Genomic DNA, 16,152 nt, shown 5'->3' on the forward strand with positions numbered 1-16,152 from the left:
GCCCCCCCGCCGCCAGGCGGGCGCAGAGGTACTCCCGGCGAACCCGTACTTACGCGGCCGAGGCCGAAACCTCGGCTTCCGCGCAGGCGGAGGCGAGCTCGTCGAGGGAGAGGCCGAGCGCAGCGGCGAGGGCGGCGATGGTGAAGAAGGCGGGGGTCGGGGCGCGGCCCGTCTCGATCTTGCGGAGCGTCTCCGCGGAGATGCCGGCGGCCACGGCCACCTCGACCATGCTGCGGTCGCCGCGGGCGGCCCGCAGCAGCGCGCCGAAGCGTTCGCCGCGGGCCCGCTCCTCGGGGGTCAGGGGAGTGCGTACCATGTCCGTGATACTAATACCGGTATAAGAATTGGGACCTAGGGGGCCGCGTGGGCGGTCCCAGGGGAGACGACCGGTGATGGTGGAGTTCAAGTCCGACGCGTCCTTGGCGGCGATGCGCGAGGCCGGGCGGGTGGTCGCGCAGGCCCTGGCCGCGGTACGGAAGGAAGCCGCGGTGGGGGTACGGCTGCGCGAGCTGGACGAGGTGGCCCACGAGGTGCTGCGCGCGGCCGGCGCCGGCTCGCCCTTCCTGGGGTACCGCCCCTCGTTCGCGCCCGTGCCCTTCCCGGGGGTGATCTGCACGTCCGTCAACGACGCGATCGTGCACGGCGTGCCCGGCGACTACCGGCTGCGCGACGGCGACCTGCTCGGCGTGGACTGCGGCGCCGAACTCGACGGCTGGACCGGCGACGCGGCCGTGACCTTCTCCGTGGGCACCCCGCGCCCGGCCGATCTGGAGCTGGTCGCGGCCACTCAGCGGGCCTTGGACGCCGGGATCGCCGCGGCCACGGTCGGCAACCGTATCGGCGACATCTCGCACGCCGTCGGCTCGGTGGCCCGCGCGGCCGCCTGCGGCATGCCGGCCGACTTCGGCGGCCACGGCATCGGGCGCCGCATGCACGAGGACCCGCACGTGCCCAACCGCGGCCGCCCCGGGCGCGGCTTCCCCCTGCGGCCCGGGCTGGCCCTGGCCATCGAGCCGATGTTCCTGTCCGGCGGCAGCGACGCGTACCGGGTGGCCCCGGACGGCTGGACCATGCACACCGTCGACGGCACCCGCGCGGCCCACATCGAGCACACCGTGGCGATCACCGAGGAGGGCCCCCGCATCCTGACCGCGCTGTGAGCGCGGTGAGTCCCGCGGGGGTTCGCCGGCCGTACGTACACGTCCGCGGCTGTACACGCACGTTCACGGCTGTACGCGCACGCCATGGCCGTACGGGCGGACCGCCCCGATCCGGCGGCGCCCCGGCTGCTGCGCCCGAGGTGCAGGCCCCGCGTGCGCCTGCCGCAGGGGACGGGCCGCCCCGTCGCGCGATCAGTCGGCAGCGGGGCCGGCGTGGCCGCCCCGGGCGCCACGTCCGAGGCGCCGGTCCCCACGTACACCCCCCGGCAAGGGCCCGACCGACCGCGCGGGCACGGGTCAGCCGGGCCACCCCGGCTGCCGTTCCCGAGGTCCCGGCCCCCACGCCCCCACGTACACCCGCCGCGAGGCGTCGACCAGCCGCGCGAGCACGTGGCAGCCGTGCCGGCCGAATCAGCCGGGCCACCCCGGCTGCCGCGTCCGAGGTGCGTGCCGGCTTCCATGTACGCCCGCAAGGGACCGGCCGCGCTGTCGCCCGAGCGTGCGGAGCCTGAGCATCAGGCGCCTGAGCCGGCCGGAACCCCCTCCCCGGCGCAGGTGAACCCCCGGTGGCCCCTGCCCCAACTCCTGCCGGCGCACCGCCCATCAGTGCAAGCCGCACCGGCAATCGCTGAACGCCCCGCCGTGCGGACCCGTATCCCTGGGCGGCTCCGAAACGGTCGGCGATGGCGCCGGCCCCGTACAGGGAGAAGCACGATGATCAGAAGACTCCTGCCCGCCGCGGCTGTCGCGGCCACTGTCACGGTGACCGCGGCACTGGCTGTGGCGGGCCCGGCCGCCGCTCATGACGCGGACCACGGGCTGCCGGCCGCCGGCCGGACGCTGGCCGGCGTCACCCGGACCGACCTGGTCTCCGACCAGCCGGGTGCGGCGCAGCTCACCGACCCGAACCTGGTCAACGCGTGGGGGCTGGCGCACGGCCCCAACACGCCGCTGTGGGTGTCCAACGCGGGCACCGGGACCTCGACGCTGTACACCGGTGGGGTGAACGGCAGCCCGGCCGCCGCGTCCCCGCTGGTGGTCAAGGTGCCGGGCGGCCCGGTCACCGGCCAGACCTTCAACGGCACGACCGGGTTCGACGTGCCGGGCACCACCACCCCGGCGGCCTTCCTGTTCGCGACGGTCGGCGGTGCCATCGACGCCTGGGCCGGGGCGTCCGGTCCGCAGGCGGCCGTAGCGGCGACCGTGCCCGGCGCTCAGTACACCGGCCTCACCCTGGCGAACAGCCCGTTCGGGCCGCTGCTGCTGGCCGCGGACTTCCACGACGGGCGGGTGGACGTCTTCGACTCCGCCTTCCACAAGCTGGACGTGCCCGGCCTGTTCAGCGACCCGCGGCTGCCGCGCGGCTACGCGCCCTTCAACGTCCAGGTGCTGGGCGACAGCGTGTACGTCTCGTACGCGCTCCAGGACGCGGCCAAGCAGTTCGACGTGCCCGGCGTGGGCCACGGCTTCGTGGACCGCTTCACCCTCTACGGCACCCCGGCCGGGCGGGTCGCCGCACGCGGCGCCCTCAACTCGCCCTGGGGACTGGCCGTCGCGCCGCAGGGCTTCGGCCGGTTCGCCGGCGACCTGCTGGTGGGCAACTTCGGCGACGGCACCATCCACGCCTACGACCCGGCCACCGGCCGCTTCCTGGGCACCGTGGCGGACACCAGCGGCAAGGTGATCCGGATCGACAAGCTGTGGGCGCTGACCGTCGGCGACGCGGTGGCCGGCGGCCCGGACTCCATCTGGTTCAGCGCCGGCCCCGGCGACGAGACCCACGGCCTGCTCGGCCTGCTGACCGCCAAGTGAGCGCCGATCCAACGCAGTCCCTGACCCCACGCAGTCCCTGACCCGACGCGATCCCTGACCCGGACCCCCGTCCGAGTCGTACGCGGGGCGCGCCGGGCCCCGGCCCCGGAATTGGCCGGGGCCCGGCGCAGCCCCAGCGTAGAGCCTGGCGCACCCGCCACGGGGGGTACGAAACGCCGGTCCCGCGGGGTCCCGAAGTGCCCGCCGCGTCCCCGCGCCCGCCCGCGGGTACAGGCGTACGCTCGACAACAGAGGTCCTCCACGACCGCGCCGAAGGACGAGCTGCGCGAGTGAGGAGAGCGGACGATGCACGTGCACAAGGGCGATGTGCTGCGGTTCACCGGACGCACGGTGGGCACCCCTGAGCACCGGGCCGAGGTTCTCGAGGTGCTGGGCAGCGAGGGCGAGCCGCCGTACCGGGTGCGTTACGAGGACGGCCGGGAGGCCGAGGTCTTCCCCGGTTCCGACTGCGTGCTCGACACCACCGCGACCACGGCGGCGCGAGGGCGCTGACCGCGGCGCCGCGGATGCTCACCGAGCCGGCCGGATCCGGGCGCGAGCCGTCCGGGTCCGACCCCTACCTTCCGATCGCCGAGCACGGGCTCATCGGCGATCTGCGCACCGCTGCGCTCGTCGGCACCAACGGCACCATCGACTGGTACTGCTGCCCGCGGTTCGACTCGCCCAGCGTCTTCGCCTCGATCCTGGACGCCGATCGCGGCGGCAGGTTCGAGCTGGCCGCGGACGTGTCCGCGCGGACCCGGCAGTTCTACTTCCCCGACACGAATGTGCTGATCACGCGGTTCTTCGCGGCCGACGGGGTGGCCGAGATCCAGGACTTCATGCCGGTCGAGGACGAGTCCACGGAGGGCGGCCGGCACCGGCTGATCCGGCGGGTGATCTGCGTACGCGGTGTGCTGCCGTTCACCGCCCGGGTGGCCCCGCGGTTCGGCTACGGCGCGGTCCGGCACACCGCCGAGCTGCACGGGAACGCCGCCGTCTTCCGGTCCGCGCTCTGCTCGATGGGGCTGACCGCGACCGTGCCGCTGGAGTGCGACGGCCAGGACGTGTACGCCCGCTTCAAGCTGACCGAGGGCGAGTCCACGGTGTTCGCGCTGGACCGGATCGGCGACGGTCCGCAGGGCGATCTGCCGACGATGTGCCCGCAGGCCGAAGCGGAGGCGCAGTTCGAGGCCACCGTACGGTTCTGGCGCAGCTGGCTGCACCAGTCCCGCTACCACGGCCGCTGGCGCGAGATGGTGCACCGCTCCGTCCTGGCCCTGAAGCTGCTCACCTACGCCCCGACCGGCGCCATCGTGGCGGCCCCCACCACCAGCCTGCCGGAGTTCGTCGGCGGCGAGCGCAACTGGGACTACCGGTACGTGTGGATCCGCGACGCCGCCTTCTGCGTCTACGCCATGCTGCGGCTGGGCTTCACCGGCGAGGCCGAGGCCTTCATGCGCTTCCTGTCCGAGCGCGGCCGCCCGCCCGCCGACGGCTCGCTGGGCCCGCTGCAGATCATGTACGGCATCGACGGCCGCGAGGAGCTGCCGGAGTACGAGCTGTCGCACCTGGCCGGCTACCGCGGCTCGGCGCCGGTGCGGGTCGGCAACGCCGCCACCGGGCAGCTCCAGCTGGACATCTACGGCGCCCTGATCGACTCGGTCTACCTGTACGACAAGTGGGGGCAGCCCATCACCAGCGACCGCTGGGACGAGGTCGGCGGGATGGTGGACTGGCTGTGCGACCACTGGGACCAGCCGGACCAGGGGGTGTGGGAGTCGCGCGGCGGGCGCCGGGACTTCCTGTACTCGCGGCTGATGTGCTGGGTGGCCATCGAGCGGGCCATCCGGGTGGCCAACCAGCACGGCCTGCCCGCCTACCTGCCGAGCTGGCTGAAGAACCGGGACGCGATCTACCGCCAGATCATGCAGCGCGGCTGGTCCGCCGACCGCGGCGCGTTCGTCCAGCAGCTCGACGGGCAGGTGCTGGACGCCTCGGTGCTGATGATGCCGATGGCCAAATTCATTTCGCCCATGGACCCCAAGTGGCTGTCCACCCTGGACGCCCTCACCGCCGACCTGGTCTCGGACTCGCTGGTATACCGCTACGACCCCGACGCCAGCCCCGACGGCCTGCGCGGCGGTGAGGGCACGTTCTCCATCTGCTCCTTCTGGTACGTCGAGGCGCTGGCCCGGGCCGGCCGCACCGAGCAGGCCCGGCTGGCCTTCGAGAAGATGCTCACTTACGCCAACCACGTGGGGCTGTACGCCGAGGAGATCGGCCCCACCGGGGAGCAGCTCGGCAACTTCCCGCAGGCGTTCACCCACCTGTCGCTGATCAGCGCGGCCTTCAACCTGGACCGGGCGCTGGGCTGAGCGCCCGCGGTGGGGGCGGGGCGGGCCGGGGCCAGGGGCCCCTCGTTTTCCGTGCTTGTGCGTGTACCGCCTGTTCCGGGGCACCAGGACGGGCACCAGGACCGTGTCAATGAGCGTTAAGAATGCGTATGAACTTGTCGCCAGGTCGACCCGGCGGGCCCGTGATCCCGCACCCTGGCGCAGGCCATGAAGGAAGCGCGGCAAAGGGGCATGCGCGGCGGTCCGTGGGACGCGGAACCGGTCGCGGGTCACCGGCGGGTGCGCGGTTCGCGGTGAATCGCACGAATAAGCTGATTTCCGCGTCGCACAGCACCGCCGGCATGGCCGGATGCCCCCCACAGACCAGGAGCAGATGACGGATGGCCGCCACTTCGGAGACGAGCGCCCCTGTCGAGGAGGGTGCGCCGGGCCGGCTGCAGACGTGGTTGCTGGCGGGACTGTCGGACATGGCCGGGCACCAGCCCGGACCGCACGCGGCTCCGGAGCCGGCCCACAAGGGCCAGCGCTGGTGGCGCGTGATGTGCCTGACCGGCGTGGACTACTTCTCCACCCTGGGCTACCAGCCGGGCATCGCGGCACTGGCCGCCGGTCTGCTGTCCCCCATCGCCACGGTCGTGCTGGTGATCGTCACCCTGGCCGGCGCCCTGCCGGTGTACCGCAGGGTGGCCTCGGAGAGCCCGCACGGCGAGGGCTCGATCGCGATGCTGGAGCGGCTGCTGTCGTTCTGGCAGGGCAAGCTGTTCGTGCTGGCGCTGCTGGGCTTCGCCGCCACCGACTTCCTGATCACCATCACCCTGTCGGCCGCCGACGCCTCCACCCACCTGGTGGAGAACCCGCACTTCGCCAACGCCCTGGCCGGGCACCAGATGGTGATCACGCTGGCGCTGGTCGCCCTGCTCGGCGCGGTGTTCCTCAAGGGCTTCCTGGAGGCCATTGGGGTCGCGGTGGTGCTGGTCGGGCTCTACCTGGCGCTGAACGTCGTCGTGGTCGGCGTCGGCCTCTACCACGTGCTGAGCGCCCCGCACCTGGTCACCGACTGGACCAGCGGGCTGACCGCGGAACGCGGGAACGTCTTCATGATGGTCGGCGTGTCCCTGGTGATCTTCCCCAAGCTGGCGCTGGGCCTGTCCGGCTTCGAGACCGGTGTCGCGGTCATGCCGCACGTGAAGGGCGACGAGGGCGACACCGAGGACAAGCCGACCGGCCGGATCCGGGACACCAAGAAGCTGCTGACCACCGCCGCGCTGATCATGAGCGTGTTCCTGATCACCACCAGCTTCATCACCACGGTGCTCATCCCCAAGCAGGACTTCCAGACCGGCGGCCCGGCCAACGGGCGCGCGCTGGCGTACCTGGCCCACCAGTACCTGGGCTCCGGCTTCGGCACGGCGTACGACTTCTCGACCATCGCCATCCTGTGGTTCGCCGGCGCCTCCGCCATGGCCGGCCTGCTCAACCTCATGCCGCGCTACCTGCCGCGGTACGGGATGGCGCCGCACTGGGCGCGGGCGGTCCGGCCGATGGTGCTGGTGTTCACCCTGGTGGCATTCCTGGTCACCTGGATCTTCGACGCGAACGTCGACAAGCAGGGCGGCGCGTACGCCACCGGTGTGCTGGTGCTGATGAGCTCGGCCGCGGTCGCGGTGACCATCTCCGCGCACCGCTCCCATCAGCGCAAGTGGACGGCCGGCTTCGGGACCATCGCGGTGGTGTTCCTCTACACCACGGTGGTCAACATCGCCGAGCGGCCGGACGGTGTGAAGATCGGTGCCTGCTTCATCGCCGGGATCGTGCTGATCTCGCTGCTCAGCCGGCTGGCCCGGTCCTTCGAGCTGCGGGTGACCAGCGTGGAGATGGACGACCTGGCCACGCGGTTCGTCCGGGACATCGCCAGCCGCCGGATCCGCTTCATCGCCAACGAGCCGGACCGGCGGGACCTGGCCGAGTACCGGGACAAGGTCAAGCAGATCCGGTACGACAACGACCTCGGGCCCGAGGACGACGTGGTCTTCGTCGAGGTGACCGTGCGCGACCCCTCGGAGTTCGAGTCCGCGGTGACCGTGCGCGGCGAGGTGATGCACGAGCGCTACCGGGTGCTCACGCTGGACGGCACCTCGGTGCCGAACTCCCTGGCCGCGCTGCTGCTGCACGTACGGGACACCACCGGCTGCAAGCCGCACATCTACTTCGAGTGGACCGAGGGCAGCCCGTTCGCCAACTTCCTGCGGTTCTTCCTGTTCGGCCACGGCGAGGTCGCGCCGGTCACCCGCGAGGTGCTGCGCGAGGCCGAGCCGGACCCGAAGCGGCGGCCCCGGGTGCACGTGGGCTGACGCCCCCCCGGCACCCGCCCGCGGGCACATTCACCCGTACGCACCCGCGCTGCGCGGCCGCGCCCGCCCGCGGCCGCGCGAGGATCGGTGACACCGGACTCCACACCCCTCGTCCGACCCGGCCCCTATGCGGAGGACCCGCCGTGCTGATCGACCTCTCCGGCCGGACCGCGCTGGTCACCGGCTCCTCGCAGGGCATCGGGTACGCCATCGCGGCCGGCCTGGCCCGGGCCGGCGCGCAGGTGGCGGTCAACGGCCGCCGCGCCGACGCCGTCGCCGCCGCGGTGACCCGGCTGCGGGCGGACACCGGCAGCGACCTGCTGGTGGCCGCGCCCGGCGACGTGGCGACCGACGAGGGCACCCGGGCGGTGGTCGACGCCGTCCCGGAGGCGGACGTGCTGGTCAACAACCTGGGCATCTTCGCCGCCGAGCCGGCCCTGGAGATCAGCGACGACCAGTGGCGGCGCTACTTCGAGGTCAACGTGCTGGCCGCGGTGCGGCTGATCCGCAGCTACCTGCCGGGCATGAAGGAGCGCGGCTGGGGCCGGGTGCTGGCGATCGCCAGCGACTCGGCGGTGGTGATCCCCGCCGAGATGATCCACTACGGCATGACCAAGACCGCGCTGCTCGCCGTGACCCGCGGCTTCGCCAAGGACGCCGCGGGCACCGGCGTCACCGTCAACTCGGTGATCGCCGGGCCCACCCACACCGGTGGCGTCGAGGAGTTCGTGCGTCAGCTCGTCGGCCCCGACCTGCCCTGGGACCGGGCCCAGCACGCCTTCATGACCACCTACCGCCCGCAGTCCCTGCTCCAGCGGCTGATCGAGCCCGAGGAGATCGCCAACATGGTGGTCTATCTCAGCTCCCCGCTCGCCTCGGCCACCACCGGCGGCGCCCTGCGCGTGGACGGCGGCTACGTGGACGCGATCCTGCCCTGAGCCCGCGCCGTACGGCCGTACGTACGGCTCAGGAACTCGTGAGCACCACGAGCTGCCCGGTCGCGCGGGTCATCGCGACATAGCGGTCGACCGCTCCCGCCACGCCCTCGCCGAACTCCTGCGGGTCGACCAGGACGACCAGGTCGAACTCGAGCCCCTTCGCCAGCTCCGGGGTCAGCGACCGGACGCGGGACGTCGCCGGGAAGGAGGGGGCGCCGATGACGCAGGCGATCCCGTCGGCACGATCGGCGAGCCAGGCGTCGAGGGTCGGGTCCAGGTCCGCGACGGAGCCGTGCACGACGGGGACGCCGCCGCTGCGTACCGAGGTCGGCACATTGGCGTCCGGGAGCACGGCCCGGATGACCGGTTCGGCCTCGGCCATGACCTCCCGGGGCGTGCGGTAGTTGATGCTCAGCGACGCCACCTCGATCCGGTCCAGCCCGATCCGCCGCAGCCGTTCCGGCCAGGACTCGGTGAACCCGTGCCGGGCCTGGGCGCGGTCGCCGACCACCGTGAAGCTCCGGGACGGGCAGCGCAGCAGCAGCATCTGCCACTGCGCGTCGGTCAGCTCCTGCGCCTCGTCCACCACGATGTGCGCGAACGGGCCGGCCAGGGGTTCGGGGTCCGTGCCGGGCAGCGCGGTCTCGTCGACCAGGCTGTCCCGCAGGTCCCGGCCGAGCAGCATCGTGACCGCGCCTTCGCCGTCGTCGTCGGCCCGCAGCAGGTCGTCGACGACGTCGGCCATGCGCTCGCGCTGCGCGGCCAGCGCGGCCTCGCGCCGCCGCCCGCGCACCTCCGCGTCCGGGTCGCCGAGCCGCTGCCGCGCCGCGTCCAGCAGCGGCAGGTCGGACACCGTCCAGGCCCGGTCGGCGTCCGGCCGCCGCAGCCTGGCGACCTCGTCCGGACCGAGCCAGGGCGCGCACATCCGCAGGTAGGCGGGCACCGACCACAGGTCCGCGACCAGGTCGGCCGGATCGATCAGCGGCCACGCGCGGTTCAGGGTCCCGATCAGCTCCTTGTCGCGCAACACCGACCTGCGGAACACCTCCAGTGGGACGTCCTCGTCGCCGAAGTCGTCGAAGTCGTCGAAGTCGTCGGGGCCGCGGAGGTCGCGGAGGTCGCCGAGCTTGTCCCGCAGGATCGTGACCAGTTCCTCCCGGATCAGGTCGCGCGCCTCGTTGTGCGGGGTGCCCGGGCCCGCCGCCTCGAACGCCTCGGCCCAGTCGTCCGGGCTCAGCGGGATGTCGGCCCAGTCGGTCGAGACCGTCATCCCCTCGGCGGGCGGCTCCTCGTAGCACCGGACCGCCGCCTCGATCGCCTTCACCATGCCCACCGAGCCCTTCAGCCGGGCCACCTCCGGGTCGGCCTCGGTGCCCGCCGCGGCCCCCTCGGCGACCAGGTCCCGCAGGGTGCAGGTCCGTACCCCCTCCTCGCCGAGGCCGGGGAGCACATCGGAGACGTAGGCCAGATACGGCTGGTGCGGGCCGACGAACAGCACGCCGCCGCGCCGCCGTTCCAGACGCGGGTCGGAATAGAGGAGGTACGCGGAGCGGTGCAGGGCGACGACCGTCTTGCCGGTACCCGGGCCGCCGTCCACCACGAGGGCGCCGCGGGAGGAGGCCCGGATGATCGCGTCCTGGTCGGCCTGGATGGTGGCCAGCACGTCCCGCATCCGCGCGGACCGGCTGCCGCCCAGGCTCGCGACGAACGCGGACTGGTCGTCGAGGGCGGCGTGTCCCTCGAGCCCGTCGGCGGTGAACACCTCGTCCCAGTAGTCGCTGATCCGCCCGCCGGTCCAGCGGTACCTGCGGCGGCGCACCAGACCCATCGGGTTGCCGTGCGTCGCCGCGAAGAACGGTTCGGCCGCGGGGGAGCGCCAGTCGATCAGCAGCCGCCGCCCCGCGCTGTCGGTGAGGCCGAGCCGCCCGATGTACACGGGCTCGGGGTCGTCCGCGCGGACGATGTGCCCGAGGCACAGGTCCAGCCCGAACCGGCGCAGGGCGCGCAGCCGGCCGGTCAGCCGGTGGATCTCGGTGTCCCGGTCCATCGCCGCCCGGCCGACGCCGCCGGGCGCCTTCCGGGCGGCGTCGAGGCGGCCGGACACATCGGCGATCGCTTCTTCGAGGCTCTGCTCGACGGCCGCGAAATGCCGCTCGTCACCGGCGATCAGCGCCGGGTCGGCCTTGGACGAAAGGTGGGCAGGAAGGGCGAACGCACGCACGTCGTGAATCTCTCATTTCCGCGGTTTTTGGCGTCGGCCTGCGATTGTGCGGCATCAACGGGGCCTTGCCGCAAGACCCCCCGTGCGCTATATGTTGAGAGTGGCGAGGAGCGGCGATACTCCTTCGCCTTTCTTTTTTGCCTTCGCCGGCGCTCTCCACCGGCCGCGGCGGTATTGCGTCGTCGGTATTTTCCGGCTTATCCGGCCGGCCGCACCGCGGGATATCCCGCGGTCAGGCGGCGTGGGACTCGTGGGTGCCGAGAGGCGCAACGAGGGCCAGGGGGTTCCCGGGGTCGCGCGGGACGGGCGGGAAGTGCGATGACCTGGTGTGCACGCATCGCCCGTCGTTCATCTTTTCTCCGTTCGGCCTTCGCTTTTCTGTGAGCCCCCGGGCCTCACGGACCGAGACTGTCAGCCTGCACTTGGGGATGCTTTTTCGGCCTGTGGCGGCGACACCGCCTGGGTGGAGGGGGATGGGCCCGGTGGTCCACTCGCGATTTCTGTACGTATCATCCGATGATCTTGGCAGGTTCCTGCCAGTAACAGCGGACCGCGCCGAATCGGCGCCGGTCACGGGCTCAGCCCTGCCCGAACGGCAGCAGGCGACCCGAAGACCGGACTCCGACCGGGCGACGGCCCGACCAGCCCGGGCCGACCGGCCCGTGAGCCCGGTCGGCTGGCGCCTCATCGGCGGGAACAACCGCGAACTGGGCCGCAGTGCGGCCACGTTCGACGGCCTGGCCGCGTGCCGGGCCGCCGTCGAGCGCCTGCGCGAGGGGGTGTCCCGCGCGCACGTGGTGCTCACCATGTCCGACACCCAGGGCACCTGGACCTGGCGGCTGGAGCTCGACGGGGTCGACGTCGCCGTGTCCGGCCGCCGCTACCAGCGGCAGCGCGAGGCACAGCACAACCTCAGCCTGTTCCTGGCCGCGGTCCCGCAGGCCCAGGAGGCCGGCAGCGCCGTGGCGCACCGGCCCCGGCTGCGCGGGCTGCGCCCGTTCGGTCCCTCGGGGGAGGGCCGGAACGGGACGGCACCGGCGGCCTCCGACCCGGAGGACGGCGAACGCCGTCCTCTCGCAGCCACGAGGCGAACATGAGCGCGACCGCTTACGAGCCCGCACACCCGGCCGAGGACGTGGACGACGTCCCCCGGGTGCTGCGTGGCGCAGGGGAGTGGCAGGACAAGGTCTTCCGCGGGATCGCCCGGGGCAGCGGCGCCGTCGTGCTCGGCATCATGCTGCTGGTCGGCGTCTTCCTCGGCTACCGGGCGACGAAGGCCCTGCACGTGGCCAAGTGGAAGTTCCTCACCACGGCCGCCTGGGAACCGGACTCCCATCACTTCGGCATCGCCGCGGTGCTCACCGGCACCGTGCTCATCGGCCTGGTCGCGATCCTCATCGCGGTGCCGCTGGCCATGGGCACGGCGCTGTACATCTCCGAGTACGCGCCGCGCCGCATCCGCCGCACCCTGGTCAGCCTGGTCGACCTGATGGCGGCGGTGCCCAGCGTGGTGTACGGCCTGTGGGGCGCGTTCTTCCTCCAGGGACACGTCACCGGCGTCGCCCGCTTCATCTCCGAGTACTTCGGGTGGATCCCGCTGTTCAAGGTGAGCGGCACGGACCCGCGCGATCCGCTGTCCACCAACACCGTGTACACCTCGTCCACCTTCATCGCCGGCATGGTCGTCGCCCTGATGGTCACGCCCATCGCCTGCTCCGTGATGCGCGAAGCATTCACCCAGGCACCCGGCGGTGAACGGGAGGGCGCCTACGCGCTCGGCGCCACCAAGTGGGGCATGATCCGCACCGTCGTCCTGCCCTTCGGCCTGGGCGGCATCATCGGCGGCACCATGCTGGGCCTGGGCCGCGCGCTCGGCGAGACCATCGCCGTCTACATGATCATCTCCCCGGTGTTCGCCATCCAGCCGCACCTGCTCCAGAACGGCGCCAACTCCGTGTCCGCACTCATCGCCCTGCGCTACGGCTCGGCGAGCAACTTCGGTACGTCGGCCCTGATGGCCGCCGGCCTCGCCCTGTTCGTCCTGACGCTGATCGTCAACTTCGTCGCCTCCTCGATCGTGGCCCGCAGCCGCTCGGGCGCCGGGACGGAGGCCTGAGATGAGCGACCTGATCAAGACCGAGCCGGCCGGCACCGACGAGGAGACCGCGGTCACCTTCGTCCCGACGGCCACCGAGCAAGGCGCCCAGCCGGGACAGGGTCCCGAGGCCCGCCGCAGCGTCTCGTCCTGGCACGCCACCGACCTGCTGGCCGTGGCCGGCGCGGCGGTCGCCGCCGTCGCCCTGACCTTCCTGCTGTTCGGCTGGGTCGCGCCGTTCGACACCCCGCTCGGCTTCGTGGTGGTGGCGTACCTGCTGTTCCTCGGCACGTACACGGTGCTGGTGTCCTTCGACGAGAACGGCGCCGCGGTCCGCGACCGGCTGGCCGCCGTGCTCTGGCAGAGCATCGCCGTCCTGCTGCTGGTCGTGCTGGTCTTCGTCATCGGCTACGCCCTGTGGCGCGGTCACCGGGCGCTGGTGCACCCGAACTTCTACACCCACGACATGTCGGTCACCGGCCCGCTCGACCCGCTCACCAAGGGCGGCGTGCTGCACGCGATCATCGGCACGCTGGAGCAGATCACCATCGCCCTGGCCGTCACGGTCCCGCTGGGCCTGGCCTGCGCGGTGTTCCTCAACGAGGTGCCCGGCCGCTACGCGCGCCTGGTGCGGACCATCGTCGAGGCGATGACCGCCCTGCCCTCGATCGTGGCCGGCCTGTTCATCTACGCCACGCTGATCCTCTCCCTGGGCATGGACAAGTCGGGCCTCGCGGCCGGCATGGCGCTGAGCCTGATGATGCTGCCGATCATCATCCGGGCCTCCGACGTGGTCATCCGCCTGGTGCCCGGTTCGCTGCGCGAGGCCTCGTACGCGCTCGGCGCCAGCCAGTGGCGCACGGTGCTCACGGTGGTCCTGCCCACCGCGCGGTCCGGCCTGACCACCGCGGTCATCCTCGGCACCGCCCGCGGCATCGGCGAGACCTCGCCCGTCCTGCTCACCGCCGGCTTCACCGCGAACCTCAACGGGAACCCCCTCAAGGGGCCGCAGGTCTCGCTGCCGCTGGAGACGTTCGAGCTGGTCAGCTCCCCGCAGCCCAACATGATCGCCCGCGGGTTCGGCTCCGCCGGCCTGCTCATGGGCCTGGTGCTCTTCCTCTTCATCGTGGCCCGCATCATCGGCGGCCGCGCCCCGGGGGAGTTGAGCCGCTCCCAGCAACGGCGGCGCCTTGCGGCGTCACGCCGCCGTGATGCGGAACGCCTCCGGGGAGGCGGTGTCCCTCCAGGGGCGCGGGGAACTGCGCGCTCAGCCCACCACCGGACCGGAGGTCCGGATCCGGCCGTAACCACCCCTTCGGGTCGGTGACGACGTGCACCCTCGTCCGAGCTGAGCGCCCACTGCCTTGCGCCCTGAAGGGGCGCCGGAGAACCGGCCCGTATCACTGCAAGCCCAACCCAGGAGCACCCGCCATGCCCGGAGTACGTCCGGCACGCCCCCGTCGAAAAAGACTTCTTACCGTGCTGGCCATGATGGCCGCGCTGCTGTGCACCGCGCTGCCGCTGGCGAGCAACGCCGCCGCGGCGACCTACGTGCCGATCTCCGGCGCCGGTTCGACCTGGAGCGCGGTGGCGATCCAGGCGTGGGAGGCCAACGTCAAGCAGTACGGGATGACGGTCAACTACCAGGCCACCGGGTCGTCCGACGGCCGGAACCAGTTCCGTAACGGCACCGTGGACTTCGCCTCGTCGGAGATCCCGTACGGCGTCGAGGACTCCGGCGTGATCGACCCGCCGCCGTCCCGGCACTACGCGTACATGCCGATCGTGGCCGGCGGCACCTCGTTCATGTACAACCTGACGATCGGCGGGCGCCGGGTCACCAACCTGCGGCTGTCCGGCGACACCCTGGTGAAGATCTTCACCGGGAGCATCAAGCTCTGGAACGACCCGGCGATCAAGGCCGACAACCCGGCGCTGGCCGCCGCGCTGCCCGCGCGCCGGGTGGTCCCGGTGGTCCGCTCCGACGGCTCGGGCACCACCGCGCAGTTCACCACCTGGATGAGCAAGCGGTACCAGTCGATGTGGGACGCCTACTGCGCGAAGGCCGGCCGGCAGACGCCGTGCGGCACCACCTCGACGTACCCGACCATCCCGGGCAGCGGCTTCGTCTCGCAGTCCGGCTCCAACGGCGTGTCCGGGTACGTGGCCCAGGCAGGCAACGTCGGCACGATCACCTACGTCGAGTACGCGTACGCCAAGTACACCACCGGCTTCCCGGTGGCCAAGATCCTCAACTCGGCCGGCTACTACACCGAGCCGACCGCGCAGAACGTCGCGGTGGGGCTGCTGAAGGCGCGGATCAACGAGGACGCGTCGTCGCCGAGTTACCTGACCCAGATCCTCGACGACGTCTACACCGACCCGGACCCGCGCACGTATCCGCTGTCCAGCTACAGCTACTTCATCCTGCCCACCAAGCTCGAGTCGAACTTCAACGACCAGAAGGGCAAGACGCTCGGCGCGTTCGCGTACTACTTCCTGTGCCAGGGCCAGCAGCACGTGGACGACCTGGGGTACTCCCCGCTGCCGATCAACCTGGTGCAGGCCGGCCTCAACCAGGTCCGCAAGGTGCCGGGCGTCGACGTGCAGAGCATCGACATCAAGACCTGCCACAACCCGACGTTCTCCACCAACGGCACCAACACCCTGGCCCAGACCGCGCCCTTCCCCGCGTCCTGCGATAAGCAGGGCGCCACGCAGTGCTCGACCGGGACCGGCGGCAGCAAGACGTCGACCGTGGTCCCCGGCGGTTCCGGTGGATCGGGCGGCGCGTCCGGCGGCACCGCGGGCGGTACGGGCACGGCAGGCGGCACCGGCGGCGGCTCGGGCACGACGGGCGGCTCCGGCGGCGGAGGCGGCAGCGGCACCAGCGGCGGTTCGGCGGCCGGCGGCGGCGCCGGCGGCGGCAGCGCGTCCGGGGGCACGGCGGCGGCCGGCGGCGCCGGCGGCGGCTCCACCGCCGGGCCCACCAGCCACGTCGACCCCGACACCGGCCAGGTCGTCCAGGACGGCACCGGCGCCTCCGGCGGTGGTGGTACGGACGGCGGCGGCGCCTTCCCGGTGCCGGTCAGCACCGCCAGCGGCATCAGCAGCGGCACCCAGCACGCCCTGATGGCACTGGCCGCGGTCCTGCTGGTGGTCGTCACGCTCGGGCCCCCGCTGCTGACCAGCCGGCTGAAGCGGAGGAAGCAGTGAGG

At 72.4% G+C, this 16,152-nt stretch carries 12 protein-coding genes; 10 read left to right on the plus strand and 2 right to left on the minus strand.

Going from position 1 to position 16,152, the window contains the following annotated elements; genetic code table 11:
- Positions 1 to 49: 49 nt before the first annotated feature.
- Complete coding sequence (locus tag ITX44_RS04340) at positions 50 to 316, minus strand: helix-turn-helix domain-containing protein (protein WP_205355634.1); 267 nt, start codon at positions 314 to 316, stop codon at positions 50 to 52.
- Positions 317 to 392: 76 nt separating this feature from the next.
- On the opposite strand from ITX44_RS04340, the gene map reads away from it, so the two are divergent.
- The 6 genes from map (at position 393) to ITX44_RS04370 (ending at position 8,618) form a co-directional block, all read left to right on the plus strand.
- Complete coding sequence (gene map / locus ITX44_RS04345; RefSeq protein ID WP_205355635.1) at positions 393 to 1,160, plus strand: type I methionyl aminopeptidase; 768 nt, start codon at positions 393 to 395, stop codon at positions 1,158 to 1,160.
- 714 nt (positions 1,161 to 1,874) lie between these two features.
- On the plus strand, positions 1,875 to 2,972 hold the full coding sequence (locus tag ITX44_RS04350; RefSeq protein ID WP_205355636.1) for a TIGR03118 family protein: 1,098 nt from the start codon (positions 1,875 to 1,877) through the stop codon (positions 2,970 to 2,972).
- A gap of 306 nt (positions 2,973 to 3,278) precedes the next feature.
- A complete protein-coding gene (locus ITX44_RS04355) occupies positions 3,279 to 3,485 on the plus strand; it encodes a DUF1918 domain-containing protein (protein WP_205355637.1) in 207 nt (68 codons plus the stop codon).
- A 14-nt stretch (positions 3,486 to 3,499) separates the two neighbouring features.
- Positions 3,500 to 5,350: a glycoside hydrolase family 15 protein gene (locus ITX44_RS04360; RefSeq protein WP_205355638.1), complete on the plus strand. Its 1,851-nt coding sequence runs from the start codon at positions 3,500 to 3,502 to the stop codon at positions 5,348 to 5,350.
- 359 nt (positions 5,351 to 5,709) lie between these two features.
- Complete coding sequence (locus tag ITX44_RS04365) at positions 5,710 to 7,680, plus strand: APC family permease (RefSeq protein WP_205355639.1); 1,971 nt, start codon at positions 5,710 to 5,712, stop codon at positions 7,678 to 7,680.
- A 143-nt stretch (positions 7,681 to 7,823) separates the two neighbouring features.
- Positions 7,824 to 8,618, plus strand: coding sequence for an SDR family NAD(P)-dependent oxidoreductase (locus ITX44_RS04370; protein ID WP_205355640.1), 795 nt, complete (start codon positions 7,824 to 7,826; stop codon positions 8,616 to 8,618).
- 28 nt (positions 8,619 to 8,646) lie between these two features.
- Here the strand turns inward: ITX44_RS04370 and helR are convergent, their stop codons facing one another.
- A complete protein-coding gene (helR, locus tag ITX44_RS04375) occupies positions 8,647 to 10,839 on the minus strand; it encodes an RNA polymerase recycling motor ATPase HelR (RefSeq protein WP_307795091.1) in 2,193 nt (730 codons plus the stop codon).
- Positions 10,840 to 11,501: 662 nt separating this feature from the next.
- Here helR and ITX44_RS04380 point away from each other — a divergent pair.
- From ITX44_RS04380 to ITX44_RS42045, 4 genes are all read left to right on the plus strand, one after another.
- Positions 11,502 to 11,936: a hypothetical protein gene (locus ITX44_RS04380; RefSeq protein WP_205355641.1), complete on the plus strand. Its 435-nt coding sequence runs from the start codon at positions 11,502 to 11,504 to the stop codon at positions 11,934 to 11,936.
- Positions 11,933 to 12,955 carry a phosphate ABC transporter permease subunit PstC gene (pstC, locus tag ITX44_RS04385; protein ID WP_205355642.1) on the plus strand — a complete coding sequence of 341 codons (1,023 nt, stop codon included), beginning with the start codon at positions 11,933 to 11,935 and terminating at the stop codon, positions 12,953 to 12,955. The genes ITX44_RS04380 and pstC overlap by 4 nt, the downstream gene beginning before the upstream one ends.
- A 1-nt stretch (position 12,956) precedes the next feature.
- Complete coding sequence (gene pstA / locus ITX44_RS04390; protein ID WP_205355643.1) at positions 12,957 to 14,261, plus strand: phosphate ABC transporter permease PstA; 1,305 nt, start codon at positions 12,957 to 12,959, stop codon at positions 14,259 to 14,261.
- A 161-nt stretch (positions 14,262 to 14,422) separates the two neighbouring features.
- Positions 14,423 to 16,150, plus strand: coding sequence for a substrate-binding domain-containing protein (locus tag ITX44_RS42045; RefSeq protein WP_265934167.1), 1,728 nt, complete (start codon positions 14,423 to 14,425; stop codon positions 16,148 to 16,150).
- The last annotated feature ends 2 nt before the right edge of the window (positions 16,151 to 16,152 follow it).

Origin of the sequence: Actinacidiphila acididurans (genome assembly GCF_016918855.1) — a bacterium.
GTDB classification, from domain to species: domain Bacteria; phylum Actinomycetota; class Actinomycetes; order Streptomycetales; family Streptomycetaceae; genus Actinacidiphila; species Actinacidiphila acididurans.

Bases quoted from the DNA above. Each gene is read 5' to 3' on its own strand.
- ITX44_RS42045 (WP_265934167.1), top strand. From the start codon at position 14,423: ATGATGGCCGCGCTGCTGTGCACCGCGCTGCCGCTGGCGAGCAACGCC.
- ITX44_RS04365 (WP_205355639.1), top strand. From the start codon at position 5,710: ATGGCCGCCACTTCGGAGACGAGCGCCCCTGTCGAGGAGGGTGCGCCG.
- pstC (WP_205355642.1), top strand. From the start codon at position 11,933: ATGAGCGCGACCGCTTACGAGCCCGCACACCCGGCCGAGGACGTGGAC.
- ITX44_RS04355 (WP_205355637.1), top strand. From the start codon at position 3,279: ATGCACGTGCACAAGGGCGATGTGCTGCGGTTCACCGGACGCACGGTG.
- ITX44_RS04340 (WP_205355634.1), bottom strand. From the start codon at position 316: ATGGTACGCACTCCCCTGACCCCCGAGGAGCGGGCCCGCGGCGAACGC.
- pstA (WP_205355643.1), top strand. From the start codon at position 12,957: ATGAGCGACCTGATCAAGACCGAGCCGGCCGGCACCGACGAGGAGACC.
- ITX44_RS04350 (WP_205355636.1), top strand. From the start codon at position 1,875: ATGATCAGAAGACTCCTGCCCGCCGCGGCTGTCGCGGCCACTGTCACG.
- ITX44_RS04360 (WP_205355638.1), top strand. From the start codon at position 3,500: ATGCTCACCGAGCCGGCCGGATCCGGGCGCGAGCCGTCCGGGTCCGAC.
- map (WP_205355635.1), top strand. From the start codon at position 393: ATGGTGGAGTTCAAGTCCGACGCGTCCTTGGCGGCGATGCGCGAGGCC.